The sequence below is a fragment of the Nocardioides sp. PD653-B2 genome, assembly GCF_002117935.1.
GTDB lineage: Bacteria > Actinomycetota > Actinomycetes > Propionibacteriales > Nocardioidaceae > Nocardioides.
In genome coordinates this window covers 1-17,203 of sequence record NZ_BDJE01000016.1, presented here as the reverse complement: position 1 = coordinate 17,203, position 17,203 = coordinate 1, and the positions used below count along the sequence as shown (strand labels likewise).

Genomic DNA, 17,203 nt, shown 5'->3' with positions numbered 1-17,203 from the left:
TCCCAGAGCGCGTCCGAGACGCTCTCGCCGGCGAGACTGTTCTGCGCGGCTACCGGCCCGCGTCCGAGGTCGTCGCGGAGGTGGGGCAACGGCACTACCTGCACAGCGGTCCGCCTCTCGATGGACCCGAGACGTGGCCCGCCGCGCTCACCGGCGCGGTGGTGGCCGGACTGCTCTTCGAGGGGGAGGTCGACACGGTCCGAAAGGCACACTCGCTGATCCGTTCAGGCGGGGTGACCCTGTCACCATGCCAGGACACCAATGTGGCTGGACCCTTAGTCGGGTTGGTGACCCCGTCGATGCCGATGGTGGTCCTCGAGCGCGGGGACGGACGCATCTTCTGCAGTCCCATGCACGAAGGGGACCAGGGGGGCGCCCGCACCGGTGTCTTCGACCCTGCGACGGTCGAGCGACTCCGCCGCCTAGCGGCCAGCACCGCACCGGTGCTGGACCGCGTGGTGCGCGGGCTGCCAGCACCGATCGTGCCGGTACGGCTCCAGCAGGACGCACTCGAACGCGGCGACGAATGCCACAACCGCAATGTGGCCGGGACAGGCGCCTACCTGGCCCGACTACTGCCCGCGATTGCCGAGCTCGGGGCCGTCGAGGCAGGACGCATCGTGTCCTACTTCGCGGCTACGAGTCACCACCTGCTCTCGATCTCGGCCGCGCACGCCCGGGCGTGTCTTGACGCGATCTCGGCTGAACCGGGTGCCGTCGGCATTGTGACTGCGGTGGGGATGAACGGCCGGGACTTCGGTGTCAAGGTCGCTGGTCGGGACAGGTGGTTCGTCGCTCCCGCGCCGACCGGACCGGTAGTCGACCTCGGCATCGGTGACGTGCGCGCAGCAGGCGCCGGCCAAGGCGACTCACCGATCATCGAGAGCACCGGACTGGGCGCCTTCTCCTTCACTTCCGCGCCGGTGCTGGCATCGGCCCTGCGGTACGACAACGCGGCCGCCGCGGGCCTGGTCGAGGAGATGCGGAGCATCACGGCGACCACATCGCCGCACTACCGATTGCCCAACCAGGACCACCGCCCGGCACCGGCCGCGATCGACGCGGTGGCCGTGGCGGCGTCGGGGATAGCGCCGGCCACCACGATGGGCTTCCTCGGCCGCGATCTGGGCGTCGGCAGGGTCGGCGCCGGCGTGGTGCGGATGCCCCTGCAGGCGTTCCGCGAGGCGGCTGCCGCCGTCTCAGGTGGGCCAGAAAGCGAGATCCGGTGAACGCGAGCCTTTCGGTGGGAGTGGCGCTCGACCTCGCGCCCCATGACGGCGCCACCTACGCCACGACGCTGCGCGAGCTGCTACCGGTGGCCAGATTGTCCGAGGAGCTGGGCTTTGCCTGTCTCTCGGCCGGAGAGAGCTACGTCTTTGACGCTGGCGACCCGATGACCTTCCATGCCCCGAACGCTTTGATGATGCTCTCCGCGCTCGCGCTAGAGCTGCCTCGCATCCGACTCATGGCGGGGGTCAGCCTCCTCGCCGGATGGACACCGCTCCGACTGGCCTACGACGCTGCGCTTCTGGACCAGCTGAGCGATGGTCGTCTCGTCCTCGGGCTCGGGCTGGGCTCGCCGCGCGCCTGGCGCGCCTTCGGCCTCGACTCCAGCGAGGTAGGGCCACGGCTGCGCTCCGCGGTGGCGTTTCTGCGGGGGGCGTGGGATGGCAGCTTCCCGATCGATGGTGTGGACGCGGCGCTGGTGCCACGGCCCGTTCAACAGGGAGGGCCGCCGATCCTGGTCGGCGGGTCGCTCCCGGTCTCAGCGCGGCGCGCAGCCCGGATAGGTGACGGTTACGTGGCCTCGTCCGGCTACCCGCTTGATCTGGTGAGTGACCAGGCCGCTCACTACCGCGCTCAACTGGCCGACTCCCGAGCTGGCGCGTCCCCGACAGTCTCGGTCAACCGGCTCGCGGTGGTCGCACGCACACATGAATTGGCGGTGGCACGGTACCAAGAGCATTTCGCACCGATCGTCGATGCCTACGCTCGTAGTGGCGCGTCGGGCACCCCGCACGTGGACGGCCAGCGCGAGCTCTGCCTCGTCGGTACGCCGGATGGTGTGGCGGAGCAGCTGAGTCGCTACCAGGACGCCGGTGTGACTGACCTCCAGCTCCGAGTCCGGCCGCGTGGCACTCCGGTGACGTACGCGCTGGAGAGCCTCGAGCTGTTCGCGCAGCACGTTCGGCCACACTTCGATCCTCGGGAGGAACTCGCGTGAAGCCAGCACCGTTCGGTTACGAGCGGCCCACGATGTTGGAGGAGGCCCTCGACGTGATGTCGGGGGAGGACGTAGTTGCGTTGGCGGGCGGCCAGAGTCTGATGCCGTTGCTGGCGCGCCGGGAGGTGCGCCCTCGGATCGTCTGCGACCTCAACCGGGTCGACGGACTCGCGGGCATCCAGGTGGGTGCGGAGTCTGTCACGATAGGTGCCGCCACTCGCCAGCGCGACGTCGAGCTGCATCCGCAGCTCCTCGAGGTGCTGCCGCTCCTGGCACAGGCGGTCGCGACGATCGGCTTTGTCCCGGTTCGACACCGGGGGACCATCGGCGGGAGCCTGAGCCACGCCGACCCGTGCGCCGAGCTGCCCACTGCGGCACTCCTGCTGGGCGCGACGCTCCTCCTGCGCAGCACCACCGGGAGGCGTGAGGTAGCGGCGGCCGACTTCTTCACTGGTGATTTCCGTACGTGCCTGGAGGCAGGCGAGCTTGTTGTTTCGGTCCGGTTCCCGATGCCGGCGGTGGGCACCTCGTTCGGAGCGGTCAAGCTCCGGGCTGCGCAGGATCGGGCGGTGGGCTGCCAGACCGCCACCACGGTTGTCGATGGTGTCATTGCCTCGGCACGGGTGGCCGTCTTCGGGGGAGGTGGTCCCAGTGGCCGCTTGGGCCGTTGCGAGCAAGCGTTGCGTGGCGTGCGGGTGGGGGATCGCTCCGCCGTCGCAGCCGCTGCCCGCGCCGGTGCAGCACAGCTTCCCCCGCTCGCGGGGGCATTCAGGGACCACCAGCACCGTCAGCACCTGGCCGGCGTCGCCATCGAGCGCGCGGTGGCCCAGGCAGTAGAGGTAGGAGACGCGCGTGACTGAGTCCTTGACGACGACCGTGACGGTGAACGGTCAACCTGCCACCCTTGTCGCTGAGCCCCGTGAGTCGCTGGCGGACGCCCTGCGCCGGTGCGCGGGCACGCGCAGCGTCCGGCTCGGCTGCGAGCACGGCGCCTGCGGCGCCTGCACCGTCCTCGTTGACGGGCGTACAGCAAGGTCGTGCCTCATGCTCGCCGCGCAGGTGGACGGCGGCGAGGTGCGGACGGTCGAGGCGCTCGTGGGTGACGCCCGGTTCGAGGCGTTCGTCGACGGACTGGTTCAACGCAACGCATTCCAGTGTGGGTTCTGCGCGACAGGAATGCTCAACGTGATGTGGGAGCTCTTCGGTGAGGTGCCGTGCCCGACCGAGGAGCAGTTGCGGTCCCGGCTATCGGGGAACCTCTGCCGGTGCACGGGCTACCAGAGCATCGTGCGCGCTGTGGTGGCCACCATCGAGGAGCTCACCTCCACCGGATCCTGGCTACCGAACCCGACCTCGGGACAGGAGCCGAGCCGATGAGCCAGCGACGAGACAGCGTCTCCTCTGCGGCGCGTGTAGGTGCTCCGACCCCCGTCGATGTCCTGGGCAAGGTGTTACGGGGCCACTCGTTCTTCGTCGGGGATATCGAGCCGGTGGGCACGTTGCACATGGCGGTACTTCGTAGCCCGCACGCCCATGCGCTGATTCGCGAGGTCCGGACTGGGGCGGCACGCGTCGCGCCCGGCGTGCATGCCGTCGTGACCGGTGCCGAGGTGGCGGCAGTCACCGCCCCGCACCCGGTCTACTGGCAGCTTCGTGGCCAGCACACCCCGGTCACCCGAGCGATGGCCGTCGATCGGGTTCGCTACTGCGGCCAGGCGGTGGCCGCCGTGGTGGCAGAGACCCGAGCGCTGGCCGAGGATGCGCTCGAGCTCATTGGGGTCGACTACGAGCCACTGCAGGTGGTGAACACTGCGGCTGACGCTCTACGGAGCGACGCGCCGCTCCTGGTTCCCGAGTGGGGCGAGAACGTCTTCGGCGAGCAGACCTACAGCACTGGTGACGTGGACGAAGCGTTTGCGGGCGCCCCGATCGTCGTTGAGGAGACCTTCCGCTTCGGCCGGTCCTTCGGATGTCCACTCGAGACTCGTGGCTGCCTCGTCTCCTACGACGAGGTCCAGGAGCGATTCGATGTGTGGATCAACTCCCAATCGCCGAACCGGGTCCGCGAGGTGATCGGGGAGGTGGTCGGCGTACCGCTCGCCCAGATCCGTGTGCGCATCCCGTCCGTCGGCGGCGGCTTCGGCACCAAGGCGAACTACTACGGCGAGGAGATCATCGCGACCGTCTTGGCGCGCATGACACGACGGCCGGTCAAGTACATCGAGGACCGGGACGAGAGCTTCGTCGCGAGCTCTCACGCCCGCGAGCAGGAACTCACTGTGGCCATTGCCGCCGATGCCGACGGGCGCGTGCTCGGACTGCGCGGTGACGTCGTCGGGGTGCTCGGTGGCGAGCTCAGCAGCGTCGGCATGGGGCCGGTGTGGCTCGCAGCGGTTAGCCTGCCAGGGCCGTACAAGATAGCGAACGTTGACGTCCGCGTGCGCGGTGTGATGACCAACCGCTCGCCGTACGGCTCCTACCGCGGCTGGGGAGCCCCCAAGGCGGTCTTCGCCATAGAACGGATGCTCGACCGGCTCGGCCGGCGGGTGGGCGTCGATGCTGCGGAGATCCGGCGCCGCAATCTGGTTCGAGCTGACGAGATGCCCTACCACAACGGGGTCGTCGCGACCTTCGACAGCGGCGACTACCACCGGTGCCTGCAGCTGTGCCTCGACGCTGTCACGACGGCCGGTTGGCCAAGTCGCATCGTTCAGGCCGCCACCTCCGGGCGTCGGCTCGGAGTCGGGTTGGCCTGCTACGTCGAGTCAACCGGTATCGGACCGAGCCGGGTCATGGAAAGGCTCGGCGTCGATCAGGCCGGGTTCGACGAGGCCGTGGTCCGGATGGACAGCGACGGCGAGGTCACGGTCTACACCGGGCAGGCTGAGATGGGGCAGGGGATCCTCACGAGCCTCGCCCAGACCGCTGCGCACGAGCTGGGACTTCCCTCCTCCCGCATCAAGGTGGTTTCCGGGGACACCGACGTGTGCACCTACACCGGCTACGGCACTGCCGGAAGTCGGGGAGCCGCTCTGGGTTGCGAGTCGGTCCGGCAGGCAAGTGTGGAGCTGAGGGGAGAGATCCTTCGACATGCCGCAGCCGTCCTGGAGACCGACCCGACTGAGCTGCGGTTGGACGAGGAGGGCGTGCACGTCCACGGTGTTCCCACCCAGCGCGTCTCCTTCGCCCAAATCGGTCGCGCCGCCTATCGCGGCCTGGGTAAGACTCCCGATGGGTTCTCCGGGTCGCTGCAGGCACGAGTGGTCTATGACCCGAGCGGCATGACCTACTCCTACGGGACCGCAGCAGTTCTGGTCGAAGTGGACTCGGCAACCGGCTTCGTCCGTGTCCTGGACGCACGCATCGCGGACGACTGCGGCACGGTCATCAACCCTGATGTGGTGGAGGGTCAGCTGGTCGGCGCATCGGTCCAGGCTCTCGCCGGTGCGTTGTTCGAGGAGCTGCGCTACGACGACAACGGACGCCTCGTGACCAAGGACCTCATGACTTACCGGTTACCACGGGCTGATGACTTCGGAGACATCGAAGTAGGGCACCTCGAGACACCGACCCCGCACAGCGACAGTGGAGTCAAGGGTGTCGGCGAGGCCGGCACGCTCCCGTGGGCTCCGGCGATTTGCGCGGCGGTGGAGGACGCCCTTGGGGTCGAGTTCTTCCTGACCCAGGTCCCGGTTTCACCCGAGACGGTAGCCGCAGCCGCTCGTGGCGAAGTGAGGGTCTCCTGAACCGGCCGGCGTGCCTGGCACCAGGGGACCGACGACGACAGGAATGGACATGACCAGCATCGAACACGAGGTCGTCGCCGCCCGCGCGAAACACCAGGACGCGATGCTCGCGATCTCGCACGACATCCATCGCAGACCCGAGGTCGCCTTCGAGGAGAGCTTCGCCCACGACGTCCTCACCGACTTCCTGGAGCACCAGGGTTTCACTCTCGAGCGCTCGGCCTTTGGACTCGAGACGGCCTTCCGGGCGGTGCTCAGCAACGGGAGCGGTCCGCGAATCGGTCTCGTCTGCGAGTACGACGCGCTGCCCGAGATTGGCCACGCCTGCGGCCACAACGTGATCGCCGCCGCCGGCGCAGGCGCCGCAGCGATCGCCGCCGAGCTGCTTGCGGATCGGCAGGGCACGGTGATCGTGCTTGGCACGCCAGCCGAGGAAAGCGGTGCGGGCAAGGTCCTGATGCTGGAGCGGGATGCTTTCGCCGGACTCGACGCAGCCATGATGGTTCACCCCGCAGGTCGTGACCTGACCCACATGAACGCCGTTGCGATCGAGCGCAGAAAGGTCACTTATCACGGCCGGGCCGCCCACGCAGCGGCCGCGCCGGACCAAGGGCTGAACGCGTTGGACGCGGCCGTGCTGGGATACATGAACGTGGCAGCGCTGCGCCAGCATCTCAAAGCCGACGAAAGGGTGCACGGCGTCATCACCAACGGAGGAGTGCGTGCCAACGTCGTCCCTGAGCTCGCGGAGGCCGAATGGTTCACCCGGTCCCCCTCGCTGGACGGCCTGCATGAGCTCTCTCGCCGAGTGCAGATCTGCCTGGAGGCGGGGGCAAACGCCGCTGGCTGCACCTGCATCGAGGAGCCAATTGGTCGCGTCTACCAGGACCTGCGCAGCGACGCGGACCTTGTGACTCGCTACGTGGAAGCGGCCGCTTTGTTCGGGCGCCTGGTTGAGGTTCCAAACTCGACCACCAGGGTCGTCGGCAGCACTGACATGGGAAACGTCAGTCACGTCGTCCCCTCGATTCACCCGATGATCAAGGCCGCTCCCGACGAGGTGTCGCTGCACACCCGAGACTTCGCCGACTACGCCGGCGGCCCGGACGGAGACCGAGCTGTGCTCGACGGGGCAGGAATCCTGGCGTCAGTGGTAGGCAGCATCCTGAGACATGGTCCAGACCAGGAGTCCCGGCCTCCCACTCCGCAGCGACAGGCGGCCACAGGCGGGCATCTTGCTTCGGACTCGTGAACAGGGTGACATCTGATCTGCGTCGATGTGTGGTCGCTGCGCAAGGCAATGCCGCTGCGCGGCGCGGGGATGTGGCCGGGTCTGCGCTGCACACCGACCACGGCTCCCAGGTCCGGGGAAGGATGTTCGTCTACGCGCTCAATCGTCACGACATGGTCAGCTCCATGGGCCGCGTGGGAGCAGCCGGCGGTAACGCAGCCATGGAGTCGTTCCTCTTGCTCCTCCAGAGGAATATCCTCGACCGCCGCTCCTGGTCCACGCGTGACGAACTACGGCCCGCGATTGTCAGGTGGATCGAGAAGACCTACCACCGCCGTCGGAGGCAGTCTGCTCTCAGACGGTTGACCCCGGTCGAGTACGGACTGATCATGACGCCAACCGCCACCCAGGTGGCTCGCCGAAGCTGTCGCCCGTTCGTGCCAGGCCCACAACGAAAGCCTGCGCAGACCGGCTGGGGGTCAGGGGGTCGCAGGGTCGAATCCCGTCAGCCCGACCGAACGAAGGCCGGTCCACACGCGATACGCGGTGGACCGGCCTTCGCTACTTCTGGCCTCGCGTCAGGATGCTTCGCAGTTGCGCCGCGCCTCCGTCCGGCAGGTGTCGGTGCCGATGCGCCCGTCGGCCCGGTCCGTGCCCGAGCCGCCGATCAGGAGGTCGTCCTGCTGGCCGCCGCGCATGATGTCGTCGCCGGGACCGCCGCGCATCGTCGATGCCGGGCCCTGGTCGTCGTCGCAGATCGTCGCCGGGCCGCGTCGCCCCATCCGGTCGTCGCCGGGACCACCGCGGATGACCGATCGGCAGCCCGCGTTCACCCGCAGCTGGTTCGACCCGGCGTCACCGATCAGGGTGACGCGGGGCCACCCGCCGGCGCCGGCGTCCTCGACGCCGAGGATCCGCAGGAAGCGAAGGTGCCCGTGGCGGTTGACGTACCGGGCTGATCGCCTGGAGAGGTCCAGCACCAGCGGACCGCCGTTGCCGAACAGCGCGATCTCGTCGGAGCCGGCGCCGAGGTCGACGTGTCCCGACGCGCGCAGGCTGAGCTTGGCGAGGTCGTGCCCTCCGGCCGTGCTGATGTCGAACTGCGTGCGCTCGCGGCCGACGACGATCACCGTCTCGTCCTGCGCGGTGCCCCGGAACGTCACCTTCCGGGCCCGCGTGAAGGTCAGGTCGAAGCGCTCGAAGCTCGCCCAGCGCACCACCACGTCGCCCTGGGTCATCGCGCGCTGGTGTCGGTTGTTCACGACCAACGGGGCGTGCACTGCGTAGTCGGGTTCGAGGATCAGGGTGTCGGCCCCCTCGCCGCCACGGAAGCGGGTGCGGCCCCGGCCTCCGTCGAAGGTCAGCGTGTCGTCTCCCGCTCCGAGGGAGACGAGGTCGCGGTCGGGAGCTCCCCGGTCAGCCGTGATCACCGCGTCGTCACCGCCACCCGTGCTGATCACGTCCGGGGCGTCGTCGTCGTACACATAGCCCTCGTTGTCGGTCACCGCGTCGGCTCGCGGGCCTCCGATCAGCCTGTCCGCACCCGTGCCCAGTCGCGTGGTCACCGCTCGGGCCGCGTCCGTGGTGTCCACGACGTCGTCGCCCTCCGCCACGTCGACCACCAGCTGCGCCGGCGAGCCGGTGACGCACACGAGGTCGTCACCGCCGTAGGTCCGCACCCGGCGGGCCCCGTGGGTCACCACGACGTCGTCCCCGTCGGTGCCCGTCACCGTGTGGTGCGGCTGGCCGACGAGCGTCGCGGGTCTGCCGTGGCAGCGATGCTCGGTTGCTCCCGCAGCGACACCGACGGCAACCGACGGTCCGACGGCGACGAGCGGGGCCACCAGCGCCAGGAACAGGAGACGTCTCATCATCCGAGGGTAGGCGCGATCGCGCAGCCCGTCGCCTCGGTGCCCGCCGGCCACGGGTTCGTGGCCGGGAAGTGCGTCGTGGCCGGCGCCTGGATGTGATCTGATGAGCGCTCACTCGCTCGGACGAGGATGAAGGAGCACCCATGACGCGCAGATCGCCGGTCGATCGTGGTGACGACAGCGTCGTGGGTCGCGAGGGCCGGGTGACCGGCACCGTCGGGCCCGGGCTGGTCGGCGAGGTGATCCTGCCCATCCGGGGCGGCAGCGAGGCGTTCAACGCCTACCCGTACGTCGGCACCGACACGCTCCCCATCGGGACGCTGGTCCGCGTCATGGAGTACACGCAGCCGCGCATCGTCTACGTCTCCGCCGCTCTCTGACACCCAGCTCCGCACCTGCCACCAGAAAGTCATCTCATGACGCTTCTCTTCACCGGCATCGCAGCCCTCGTCGTCCTGCTGTTCATCGTCTTGGTCTTCAAGGTGATCTGGCGGGTCGCCGAGCCCAACGAGGCGCTCATCATCTCGGGCCTCGGCGCCCACGGCGAGACCTCGGCCGACATGCCGGGCGACACCGGTCGCGGCTTCAAGATCGTCGTCGGGCGCGGCACGGCGGTCATCCCCGGCTTCCAGACCGTGCGCCGGTTCTACCTCGGGCTGCGGACCACCACGCTGACCGTCAAGGCGGTCTCGAGCCAGTCGATCCCGCTGACGGTGAAGGGCGTCGTAGTCTTCAAGGTCGCCGACGACAAGGCCAGCATCGCCAACGCGGCCCGGCGCTTCCTCGAGCAGAACGAGGAGACGCTGGTCAGCACCATCCACGAGCTGTTCGCCGGACACCTGCGCGCCATCGTCGGCGGCATGACCGTCGAGGGGATGCTCCACGACCGCGAGTCGCTGACCGCCAACATCCGCACGTCGCTCGCCGACGACCTGGGCAAGCTGGGTCTCATCGTCGACTCGCTGCAGATCCAGGAGATCGACGACGAGGTCGGCTACATCAACAACCTCGGCAAGCCGCAGGCCGCTGCGATCGAGGCGGCCGCTCGCATCGCCGCCGCCCAGCGCGACCAGGAGGCGACCCAGGCCGAGCAGATCGCCGACGCCCGCAAGGCCGAGGCCGTGCGCCAGTCGCAGATCGAGCAGGCCGGCTACCAGGCCGAGGTCGACACCGCCAAGGCGCAGTCGGCCCAGGCCGGTCCGCTCACCGAGGCGCAGGCCCGCCAGGAGGTCGTCCGCGCCGAGACGGCGGCGGCCGAGCTGGATGCCCAGCGCGCCGAGAAGGTGCTGAACACCGAGATCCGCAAGCCCGCCGACGCCGAGGCGTACCGGCAGATCACCCTCGCCGACGCCGACCGGCAGGCGAAGATCGCCCGCGCCCAGGCCGAGGCCGAGGAGACCAAGCTGCGCGGCCTGGCCGAGGCGTCGGCCACCCAAGCCACCGGCGAGGCGGAGGCGAAGGCCATCCAGGCCAAGGGGCTGGCCGAGGCGGCCGGCATCAAGGCGCGTGCGGAAGCACTCGCGGAGAACCAGGACGCGGTCATCGCGCAGACGATTGCCGAGAGCTACCCGGAGATCGTGCGGGCCGGTGCCTCCGCGCTCGGCAACATCGACAACCTGGTGGTCCTCAACGGCGCCCAGGGCATGGAGGACATGCTCGGCAAGGCGCTCACGATGGGCGGCGCCGGTCTCGGCCTGGCCCAGAACCTGATCGCATCGATCAAGGGGGAGGCCACCTCCACCGCCGCCGAACCCGCGGCGGCGACGGTGCCTGCTCCCTCCGAGCCGGTGCCGGCCGAGGCCCAGTAGCCGAACCCGGGAGCCGCCTTCACCCGATCGGGTCGGCATGGCGCCGTCGGCGACGGGTACCGGAGCAACCCACACCAACGTTGGGAGCTCCACCATGAAGGCAGTCACCTGGCACGGCCGGCGCGACGTCCGCGTCGAGGACGTGCCCGACCCGACCATCCAGGAGCCGACGGACGCGATCGTCCGGATCACGTCCAGCGGCCTCTGCGGCTCCGACCTGCACCTCTACGAGACGCTGGGTCCGTTCATGGGCAAGGGTGACGTCCTCGGCCACGAGCCGTTGGGCATCGTCGAGGAGGTCGGCTCGGCCACCGGTGACCTCAAGGTCGGCGACCGTGTCGTCATGCCGTTCCAGATCTGCTGCGGCTCGTGCTGGATGTGCGACCGCGGCCTCTACACGCAGTGCGAGACCACCCAGGTGCGCGACCAGGGCAGCGGCGCCGCGCTCTTCGGCTTCAGCAAGCTGTACGGCGAGGTGCCCGGCGCGCAGGCGGAGTTCCTGCGGGTCCCGCAGGCGCAGTTCATGCCGATCAAGGTGCCCGAGGGCCCGGTCGACGAGCGCTTCCTCTTCCTCTCCGACGTGCTCCCGACCGCGTGGCAGTCCGTCGTCTACGCCGACGTCCCCGAGGGCGGCACCCTGCTGGTGCTCGGCCTCGGTCCGATCGGCGAGATGGCCACGAGGATCGCGCTGCACCAGGGCATCCGGGTGATCTCGGTGGACCGGGCGCCCGAGCGGCTCGCCCGGGCGAAGGCCCGGGGCGCCGAGGTCATCGACCTCGACGCGGTCGACGACGTCGGCGAGGAGGTCCGGTCGCTGACCCAGGGCCGCGGCGCCGACTCCGTGATCGACGCCGTCGGCATGGAGGCGCACGGCTCGCCCGTCGCCGAGATCGGCCAGCGGGTGTTCAACGCGCTCCCGAAGCGGCTCTCGGCCGCGATCATGGACAAGGTCGGGCTCGACCGGATGTCGGCGATCTACACCGCGATCGACGCCGTCCGACGCGGCGGCACCGTCTCGCTGATCGGCGTGTACGGCGGGGAGACCGACCCGATGCCGATGATGACGATGTTCGACAAGCAGCTCCAGTTCCGGATGGGGCAGGCGAACGTCAAGCGCTGGGTCGACGACATCATGCCGCTGCTCGTCGACGACGCCGACCCGCTCGGCACCGAGCAGTTCGCCACCCACCAGGTGCCGCTGTCCGAGGCGCCCGAGGCCTACGAGAACTTCCAGAAGAAGCTCGACGGCACCGTCAAGGTGGTCTTCAAGCCCTGACCGGCCGAGCCTGCGGGGTCGTCTCCGGGCCACCCCCTAGGCTCGTCCGATGGACGACGACACCGCGATGCGGCCTCGCGTGATCGCGGGCGGCCGCGCCGACGAAGCGGTCGACGCGCGGGTCGCGGCCGTGCTCGCGGTGCTCGCCGGCCGGTCGGCGTCCGAGGTGGCGCAGCAGTGGTCGGTCGACCCGGCCGTGCTGCACCGATGGGTCAGGTCGTTCGTCGAAGCCGGCACCGCACAGGTCACCAACACCCCGGACCCGGACGCCGCCAGCCAGCGCGACCGGTTCCTGGCGGCGTTCGCCCATGAGCTGCGCACCCCGCTGGCGGTCGCCCAGGGCTGGGTCGCGATGCTGCTGGAGGACGACGTGCCGCCCGCGGCGGTGGCTCGCACGGTGGCCCGCCTCGACGAGGCGCTGAACCGGCTCGCCGACCGGATCGTCGACGTGGAGATGCTCGCCGCCGCGTCGCTCGGCCTGCTGTCGGTCGGCCCGGCCCGGGTCACGGTCGGCGAGCTCGCGGCCGGGCTGCCCGACGTCGGCGAGATCGGCGGCCTGGGACCGGACGTCGAGCTGCTCGTCGACCCTGCGCTGTTCCGGCTGGTGCTGCGCGACCTGTGGGTGGCCGGGAGCTCCATCCCGACCCCGCGGTCCCTGCGGCTGGAGGTCGCCGACGTACCGCCCTGGCTCGAGCTGCGGGTCGTCCGCGACGCCGACCCCATCGATCTCGAGGTGCTGCAGGCGCTCTTCGAGCCGTTCGACCTCAACGACGACGGCACCGGTGTCACCATCGGTCTCTACCTCGCCCGCGCGCTCGTGATCGCGCACGCCGGGACGATCGGCGCCGATCAGGACGACTACGGAGCGTCACTCTGGGTAAGAGTGCCTCACAGTTCGACACACACAGAGGCGTGATCGTCGGTGGTCACGCGAGGGGGTTCCCATGTTCAAGCTCGCCTGCGGTGACGTCATGCCAGGTTGCGCCGCGCGTTTCGAGAACACCGACCGCGACCAGCTGATGAACCAGGTCGCCGCGCACGCTGCGTCGGCGCACGGGGTCAACGAGGTGACTCCCGACGTGCTGCGCGCGGTCGAGGCCCAGGTCACGTTCGTCGCCTGAGTCCGGCCCATGGCGAGACCGGATCCGGGTCGACGGCAATTCGCGACCCGCTTCGGGTGAGCTCGCGCGGGCACTAGTCTGTCCGCACACGTCTCGTGGAGCAGGAACCCGGTGCGAGTCCGGGGCGGTTCCGCCACTGTGAGGTCACCTGCTCCGACGAGCAGGTGACCCAGCCAGACACTGGCCACGGGACCTCCTTCCACGAGCCGGGGCGAGAACCCCGAGGAGGCATCCCTGTGAAGATCGCGCTTCTCTCCACCTCCGACACCGACCTGCTGTCCGCGCGGTCCTCGGGTGCCGACTACGTGCTGGCGAACCCGACGCGCCCCGGGCACCAGTCGATGGCCGAGACGATCGAGGGCGCCGACCTGGTCGTCGGCCGGATCCTCGGCGGCGCCGAGGACCTCTGCTCCGGCTTCGCCCGGATCCGGGACACCGGGATCCCGATGGTGGTGCTCGGCGGCGAACAGCAGGCGAGCGCCGAGCTGATGGAGCTCTCGACCGTGCCGATGGGCGTCGCCGCCGAGGCGCACCGCTACCTCGCCGAGGGCGGCCCGGCCAACCTCGCCCAGCTGCACGCGTTCCTCTCCGACACGGTGCTGCTCACCGGCGAGGGATTCGAGGCGCCGGCGGTGCTGCCGGCGTGGGGGTACGCGGACCGTGGTCTCGATACGCCCCCTCGTTCCTCGGGCGCTACTCGACCGACGAACATCGGTGGTCGAGTAGCGAGCGTCAGCGAGCGTATCGAGACCCCGCGAGTCGGTGTGCTCTACTACCGCGCCCATGAGGCGAGCGGCAACGCCGGCTTCGCGCATGCCCTCTGCGACGCGATCGACGCGACGGGGGAGGCGACCGGCGTCCCGCTCTTCAGCTCCTCGCTGCGTGCCGCGCCCGACGAGCTGTACGACGCGCTCGGCACCCTCGACGCCCTCGTGGTGACCGTGCTCGCGGCCGGCGGCAGCCAGCCCGCGACCGCGAGCGCCGGCGGAGACGACGAGGCGTGGGACGTCGAGCGGATGGCGGCGCTCGACATCCCCGTCCTCCAAGGGCTCTGCCTCACCAGCAGCCGGGCCGAGTGGGAGGCGTCCGACGACGGAGTGACGCCGCTCGACTCGGCGAGCCAGATCGCGATCCCGGAGTTCGACGGCCGGATCATCACCGCGCCGTTCTCGTTCAAGGAGATCGACCCCGACGACCCAGCCGGGCTCCCGCGCTACGTCGCCGACCCCGAGCGCTGCGCACGCGTGGCCGGGATCGCGGTCAACCACGGCCGTCTGCGCCACATCCCGCCGGCGGAGCGCAAGGTCGCGCTGATGCTCTCGGCGTACCCCACCAAGCACGCGCGGGTCGGCAACGCCGTCGGCCTCGACACCCCGGTGAGCACCGTGCGGCTGCTGCGCAGGATGCGGGACGCGGGCTACGACCTCGGACCGGTCGGGGCGATCCCCGGCCTGGAGCTCGAGGACGACACCGAGGCCGGCGACGCGCTGATCCACGCGCTCATCGACGCGGGCGGGCAGGACGAGGAGTGGCTGACCGGGGCGCAGCTGACGGACGCGCACGTGCGGATCACGAAGGCGGAGTACGACGCGTGGACCGCCGACGTGCCGGCCGCCCTGATGGGCGACATCGTCGCCGCGTGGGGTGAGTCCCCGGGCACGCTCTTCGTCAACGACGGCGGAGAGATCGTGCTCGCCACGATCCGCGCGGGCAACGTCGTGCTGCTCATCCAGCCCCCACGCGGCTTCGGCGAGAACCCGGTCGCGATCTACCACGACCCCGACCTCGCGCCGTCTCATCACTACCTCGCGGCCTACCGGTGGTTGGCTCACGGCTTCGGCGCCCACGCGGTCGTCCACCTCGGCAAGCACGGCTCGATGGAGTGGCTGCCGGGCAAGAACGCCGCGCTGTCGGCCTCCTGCGCGACCGACGCCGCGATCGGCAGCCTGCCGCTGATCTACCCGTTCCTGGTCAACGACCCGGGGGAGGGCGCCCAGGCCAAGCGCCGGGCGCACGCGACGATCGTCGACCACCTGATCCCGCCGATGGCACGGGCCGAGTCATACGGCGACATCGCGCGCCTGGAGCAGCTGCTCGACGAGCACGCCAACATCGCGTCGATGGACCCGGCCAAGCTGCCCGCCGTCCGCGGCGAGATCTGGCAGCTCATGCACGCGGCGGAGATGCACCGCGACCTGGGCCTCGACGAGCGGCCGGACGACGAGGAGTTCGACGACTTCATCCTCCACGTCGACGGCTGGCTCTGCGAGATCAAGGACGCCCAGATCCGCGACGGGCTGCACGTGCTCGGCCAGGCGCCGGACGGCGACGCCCGGGTCAACCTGGTGCTCGCGATCCTGCGCGCCTCCCAGGTCTGGGGTGGCGAGACGGCCTCGGTGCCCGGCCTGCGTGCGGCGCTCGGCCTGAAGGAGAACGCCGAGTCGACCACCGCCGTCGACGCGATCGAGCAGCAGGCCCGTGAGCTGGTGCAGCGGATGGAGGACGCCGGCTGGTCGGTCGACGCCGCGGCCACCCTGCACGACGACCCGGAGGTGCAGCGGGTGCTGGCCTTCGCCGCGACCCAGGTCGTGCCCCGCCTGCGTCGTACGACGGACGAGCTCGACGCCGTGCTGCACGCCCTCGACGGCGGGTTCGTCGCGGCCGGCCCGTCCGGGTCGCCGCTGCGGGGGCTGGTCAACGTGCTGCCGACCGGGCGCAACTTCTACACCGTCGACCCGCGAGCGATCCCGTCGCGGCTCGCGTGGCAGACCGGTGTCGCGATGGCGGACTCGCTGGTGCAGCGCTACCTCGAGGACACCGGCGACTACCCCGAGTCGGTGGGCCTGAGCGTGTGGGGCACCAGCGCGATGCGCACCTCCGGCGACGACGTGGCCGAGGTGCTCGCGCTGCTCGGGGTGCGGCCGGAGTGGGACGAGGCGTCGCGGCGGGTGCGCGACCTGCACGTCGTCCCCCTCGACGAGCTCGGCCGCCCGCGCATCGACGTGACCGTGCGGATCTCCGGCTTCTTCCGGGACGCCTTCCCGCACGTCGTGGCGATGCTCGACGACGCCGTGCAGCTCGTGGCCGCCCTGGACGAGCCGCCCGACACCAACTTCGTGCGCGCGCACGCCCAGGCCGACCTGGCCGAGCACGGCGACGAACGCCGCGCCACGACCCGCATCTTCGGCAGCAAGCCGGGGTCGTACGGCGCCGGCATCCTCCAGGTCGTCGAGTCCGGCAGCTGGCGCGACGACAGCGACCTGGCCGAGGTCTACACGGCGTGGGGCGGCTTCGCCTACGGACGCGACCTCGACGGAGCACCGGCCGCCGACGACCTGCGCACGAACTACCGGCGGATCAAGGTCGCCGCCAAGAACATCGACACCCGCGAGCACGACATCGCCGACAGCGACGACTACTTCCAGTACCACGGCGGCATGGTCGCCACCGTCCGTGCGCTGACCGGCGCCGACCCGCGGGCCTACGTCGGCGACTCGACCACGCCCGACGCCGTGCGCACCCGCACCCTCCAGGAGGAGACGAACCGCGTCTTCCGCGCCCGCGTCGTGAACCCGCGCTGGATCGGTGCGATGCAGCGGCACGGCTACAAGGGCGCCTTCGAGCTGGCCGCGACCGTCGACTACCTCTTCGGACTCTCCGCCACCACCGGCGTCGTCCGGAGGTGGATGTACGAGGCGCTCGCGAAGGAGTACGTGCTCGACGAGACCAACCAGGAGTTCATGAAGAAGTCGAACCCCTGGGCGCTGCGCGGCATCGTCGAGAAGCTGCACGAGGCCGCGGACCGGGGGCTCTGGGCCGAGCCCGACGCCGACGTGCTGGCACAGATGCAGCAGGTCTACCTCGACCTCGAGGGCGACCTGGAGGATCGGGGATGAGGTCCTGCGATGGTGGTTTCGAGGCTCCTC

The 17,203-nt window shown here is 70.2% G+C and carries 13 protein-coding genes, 1 pseudogene and 1 riboswitch; of the genes and pseudogenes, 13 read left to right on the top strand and 1 reads right to left on the bottom strand.

Annotated elements, in window-relative coordinates:
- The first annotated feature begins 161 nt into the window (after positions 1-161).
- The 7 genes and pseudogenes from PD653B2_RS07160 to PD653B2_RS25585 form a co-directional block, all read left to right on the top strand.
- Positions 162-1,229, top strand: coding sequence for a DUF1116 domain-containing protein (locus tag PD653B2_RS07160; RefSeq protein ID WP_165763370.1), 1,068 nt, complete (start codon positions 162-164; stop codon positions 1,227-1,229).
- On the top strand, positions 1,226-2,224 hold the full coding sequence (locus PD653B2_RS07155; RefSeq protein WP_165763369.1) for an LLM class flavin-dependent oxidoreductase: 999 nt from the start codon (positions 1,226-1,228) through the stop codon (positions 2,222-2,224). Before PD653B2_RS07160 ends, PD653B2_RS07155 begins: the two co-directional genes overlap by 4 nt.
- Positions 2,221-3,084, top strand: coding sequence for an FAD binding domain-containing protein (locus PD653B2_RS07150; RefSeq protein WP_133059011.1), 864 nt, complete (start codon positions 2,221-2,223; stop codon positions 3,082-3,084). Before PD653B2_RS07155 ends, PD653B2_RS07150 begins: the two co-directional genes overlap by 4 nt.
- Positions 3,077-3,601, top strand: a complete 525-nt coding sequence (locus PD653B2_RS07145; RefSeq protein ID WP_207559410.1) for a (2Fe-2S)-binding protein — start codon at positions 3,077-3,079, stop codon at positions 3,599-3,601. Before PD653B2_RS07150 ends, PD653B2_RS07145 begins: the two co-directional genes overlap by 8 nt.
- A complete protein-coding gene (locus PD653B2_RS07140) occupies positions 3,598-5,970 on the top strand; it encodes a xanthine dehydrogenase family protein molybdopterin-binding subunit (protein ID WP_085871651.1) in 2,373 nt (790 codons plus the stop codon). Before PD653B2_RS07145 ends, PD653B2_RS07140 begins: the two co-directional genes overlap by 4 nt.
- Before the next feature lie 43 nt (positions 5,971-6,013).
- A complete protein-coding gene (locus PD653B2_RS07135) occupies positions 6,014-7,222 on the top strand; it encodes a M20 family metallopeptidase (protein WP_085871650.1) in 1,209 nt (402 codons plus the stop codon).
- A pseudogene (locus tag PD653B2_RS25585) lies at positions 7,210-7,608 on the top strand (integrase core domain-containing protein); the annotation flags it as partial. The gene PD653B2_RS07135 and the pseudogene PD653B2_RS25585, both read left to right, overlap by 13 nt.
- 171 nt (positions 7,609-7,779) lie before the next feature.
- Here the strand turns inward: PD653B2_RS25585 and PD653B2_RS07125 are convergent.
- Positions 7,780-9,072, bottom strand: coding sequence for a hypothetical protein (locus tag PD653B2_RS07125; RefSeq protein WP_133059010.1), 1,293 nt, complete (start codon positions 9,070-9,072; stop codon positions 7,780-7,782).
- A gap of 143 nt (positions 9,073-9,215) precedes the next feature.
- On the opposite strand from PD653B2_RS07125, the gene PD653B2_RS07120 reads away from it, so the two are divergent.
- From PD653B2_RS07120 to cobN, 6 genes are all read left to right on the top strand, one after another.
- Complete coding sequence (locus PD653B2_RS07120) at positions 9,216-9,452, top strand: hypothetical protein (RefSeq protein WP_085871648.1); 237 nt, start codon at positions 9,216-9,218, stop codon at positions 9,450-9,452.
- A 36-nt stretch (positions 9,453-9,488) separates the two neighbouring features.
- Positions 9,489-10,880, top strand: coding sequence for a flotillin family protein (locus PD653B2_RS07115; RefSeq protein ID WP_089503907.1), 1,392 nt, complete (start codon positions 9,489-9,491; stop codon positions 10,878-10,880).
- Between the two features lie 94 nt (positions 10,881-10,974).
- Entirely contained in the window at positions 10,975-12,156 is a 1,182-nt protein-coding gene (locus tag PD653B2_RS07110; RefSeq protein ID WP_085871806.1) for an alcohol dehydrogenase catalytic domain-containing protein, read from the top strand.
- Between the two features lie 49 nt (positions 12,157-12,205).
- A complete protein-coding gene (locus PD653B2_RS07105) occupies positions 12,206-13,072 on the top strand; it encodes a sensor histidine kinase (protein WP_085871647.1) in 867 nt (288 codons plus the stop codon).
- Between the two features lie 28 nt (positions 13,073-13,100).
- Positions 13,101-13,277, top strand: coding sequence for a DUF1059 domain-containing protein (locus PD653B2_RS07100; RefSeq protein ID WP_085871646.1), 177 nt, complete (start codon positions 13,101-13,103; stop codon positions 13,275-13,277).
- Between the two features lie 50 nt (positions 13,278-13,327).
- Positions 13,328-13,480: riboswitch (cobalamin riboswitch) on the top strand.
- A 33-nt stretch (positions 13,481-13,513) separates the two neighbouring features.
- Positions 13,514-17,173: a cobaltochelatase subunit CobN gene (cobN, locus tag PD653B2_RS07095; protein WP_207559409.1), complete on the top strand. Its 3,660-nt coding sequence runs from the start codon at positions 13,514-13,516 to the stop codon at positions 17,171-17,173.
- Positions 17,174-17,203 lie beyond the last annotated feature (30 nt).